This window comes from Falsiphaeobacter marinintestinus, assembly GCF_007923355.1.
GTDB classification, from domain to species: Bacteria; Pseudomonadota; Alphaproteobacteria; order Rhodobacterales; family Rhodobacteraceae; genus Phaeobacter_A; species Phaeobacter_A marinintestinus.
The window spans coordinates 1-3,211 of the sequence record NZ_VOGO01000035.1 but is presented as its reverse complement, the minus strand read 5'-3'; the positions used below and the strand labels follow the sequence as shown (position 1 = coordinate 3,211).

2 protein-coding genes are annotated in these 3,211 nt (G+C 48.4%); one reads left to right on the top strand and one right to left on the bottom strand.

What is annotated here, in order from left to right; translation table 11 throughout:
• The coding region (locus FOY56_RS23225; protein WP_246139581.1) for an integrase core domain-containing protein at window positions 1-360 on the top strand (360 nt) is incomplete at its 5' end.
• An 88-nt stretch (window positions 361-448) separates the two neighbouring features.
• Here FOY56_RS23225 and FOY56_RS23220 read toward each other — a convergent pair.
• A complete protein-coding gene (locus tag FOY56_RS23220) occupies window positions 449-2,593 on the bottom strand; it encodes a calcium-binding protein (RefSeq protein WP_146348525.1) in 2,145 nt (714 codons plus the stop codon).
• Window positions 2,594-3,211 lie beyond the last annotated feature (618 nt).

Here is a 3,211-nt window from a genome sequence, read left to right as displayed (position 1 = left end):
CTGCGCTATCTGAGGGCTGCGCGCGTGGCCATAACCTATAAACAGCGCTTCTTCCCGACGTGCTATGGCCCTGAGTTCATAGCTGAGGCCGTCAGAGACTGGATCACAGCAGTTGGCGCCAAGACGGCCTACATCGAGCAGGGATCGCCCTGGGAGAACGGATACTGCGAGAGCTTCAACGGGCGAATGCGAGACGAATTGCTGAATGGTGAAATCTTCTACTCGCTTCGTGAGGCCCAGATCATCATCGAAAGCTGGAGGAACCACTACAACACAAAACGACCACACAGTGCCTTGGGCTACCGCCCACCTGCGCCAGAGGCCACCGTCCCGATGGCACAAAGGCCGACAATACACTAACTTTCAACTTGGACCACTCAAGTGGGGCTGCTCAACCGTAGCGAATGTCTTTTCCGACGGGCCACGCTAAGAACCGTGTGAGCATCGACTACAGAATGACAATGTCGTCGAGTAGATCGTTCAGTGTGGCATTTTTTATCAAGAAGGAATCCCCAACCCCAAAATCAAATTCAACATTGCGCCCGACCTGTTTTCCATGTTGCATGACATCACTTACGCTATGCATATTCATAACGCTAAACACTAAGGTATCAATATTATTCTGGAAATCTTTGACTTTGTCATTCCCCCAACCGGATTTGAAATAAAAATGGTCAGCACCTTTTCCGCCTATCAGCCTATCAGATCCAGTGCCCCCAAACAACTTGTCGGAACCACTTTTTCCCCTCATTATATCAGCGCCACCGCCACCCCAAATTTGATCGTCGCCCCCCAGGCCAATTATCAAGTTATCTCCAGAATCCCCGCTCAAAGAGTCCGAATACCCAGAACCAGTTAGATTTTCAATGCTGATGTATTCATCCACCTCATCACCCGTTTCTAGGTTCTGAGTGTCTTTAGAAGAATTATTCAAATGTACAACAACTCCGCCTGATGATGTCTCATAAGTGACCGTGTCAACGCCTCTTCCACCATTTAGAACGTCTGATCCTTCTCCGCCATCAAGAGTATCATTTCCGTGACCGCCAACAAGAACATCGTTTCCAGCATACCCAAAAATGAAATCGTCAACACCGCGCCCAATGATCACGTCATCACCAGGCGTAATATCAATTATCTCGAGGCGGACGATCTCCCAGTCTTCAAAATGAAGTTCTATCTTTCCGTGGTCAAAGTTCAGGTCCAACGGCGACAGGTAATTGATCTGCACCTCTGCACGAGCTAGATCAGACGAAGAGGCATCCGCAGGCGCATCATCTCCAAGTTTTGTTGCTGTTACGTAGTATAGCTCCCCATAAGATTCAACATAATCAGAGACATCAATTTCGACGGATCGGCTAACCTCAGATTGGTTGACCATGAAAACTACTGTCCGACCATCGCCAGCGAAACTCGAATACTCAAGGTCTTCGTGATTTGGTCCCTCAATCAGATCGCCACGGCCAGCGACTTGCAGTCCTGCAACAGACTCTTGCATCATCTTGAAAACCGCGCCTGTGTGCTTCTGCGCCGTGCTGCCCGAACCTGTTTGCTGACGCGTCAAATTTAGCGAGGTCGAGTCCCAGGCGGTTCCCGTCACTGTCCAAACTTGGGCGGCGTCGACCCCTGCTTCTGCGAATTTGTACATCATTTCCACAAGAACGGTCGCTTGCTTCAATCCCAACCCATAGTCTTCGAGCACCTTCGATTTCAAATTCCACTCCGTAACATGGAATTCCAAATCTGAAAGGTTGCCACTTCGACTGTTCAGCTCGAGTTGTTCCTGCATGTAACGGAATGCGGAGTAAAATGCTGTTGATTGATCTCTGCCGTCCTCAACATCATCCAATTCAAAACTCTTGGCGTAAATGTGCTGAGCGATGCCTCCGATTTTGTCCACTGCACCGGCATCACCCAGTTCGTAAGCAATTGTTTCAATTTGCTCCTTATATTTGGCGTCAGGATTGCTGACACCATTTGAAGAATGCACTGTCTCAATCAAAATGAGGGCGTTGGAATTCAATGACGACAACGCTCCGTATGTTGAATTCACCATTGCGCCGGCGACTTTTCCATACTCAGAGCTCGACATATGCCCCCAATACTCGTTCCCAATTTCAAAGGATACGATCTCGACTCCATAGTACTCAGCTAAACTAACTGACTTGTGAACAAATTCAGATACCGCCTCCAAATAGCTGTCATCCAGCTCTCGGGGTTCGAAGCTTTCACTATCTATTTCTCCAATGAGTGCTGGGGTAGTAGGGATAACAATCGAGAGCGGAGCTCCCATTGCGGAAGCCAAGTCCATGAATTTGCCAAGTGGCGTGACGAGCATTCCGTCACTGCGCATAGTTGATGACGGATTGTCCGATTTTTCAAAGTGTGCGTCGTCTGTTATGTCGAAATACAACTCCGCAACTTGACCTCCGGGATATCGCCATGTCGAAATCCCAGTTGTTTCATACGCCCACTCTAAAACTTCATCCGATATATTGGCTTGATTGTGTTTGAAGATGTAGTTTCCACCGAATAGATCTCCCGACACCTTCTGGCCCAATTTTTCCTTAGACAATTTCAGAATAGTTGACATATTTTCACCTCACCAAAAAATCTCGATCACCCGATTTCAGTCAGGCAGGAAATTTCTTACCTTGAAGTAAATGTGTTCCGTTCCAAAATTGATCATTTATACCATTTTTTAAACTTTGGCCTTCTCGGTGTCTGGGTTTGGCGGCAGAGAATGGTGTCAAGAACCTCCTTCCCTCACGTGTTTTTCGCACCGACGAAGATATCCGGCAAATTTCCCGCACTTCTTTTGAGGGCACGACCGTGTTCAGCTAGAGAAACTGTCGGCTGCTATGAACGACGGCGGTACAGCGGGCTCCAAGAACGCGAGCCTGCCAACCATATGAAAATGACGAAGAGGCGCGGAAGGTTGCTGGTCTGATTCTAACCAAAACTTGCTCGACGTTGTGATCGGAACACGATCGTTATCAACTCCAAAATTTTATAGATGAAGCGATGCTTGTAGTGTCTAACAATGCCGCAGAGTTCACTTTGCCGCGCTGGCATGCAACCGATTTATTCGAAGTTCTGGCCTCGACCGGGTTCATTTGATCGCACCCCACGTCTAGGGTCAGGATGCATTGATTTTCGGCGCGCTGCGTGATTCACCGCTTCCAAAACGGAGCGGTGACATGTCTGATCT

What these genes read in the sequence shown, in the direction of transcription:
- FOY56_RS23220 (WP_146348525.1), bottom strand. Translation starts at nt 2,593, where the DNA reads ATGTCAACTATTCTGAAATTGTCTAAGGAAAAATTGGGCCAGAAGGTG.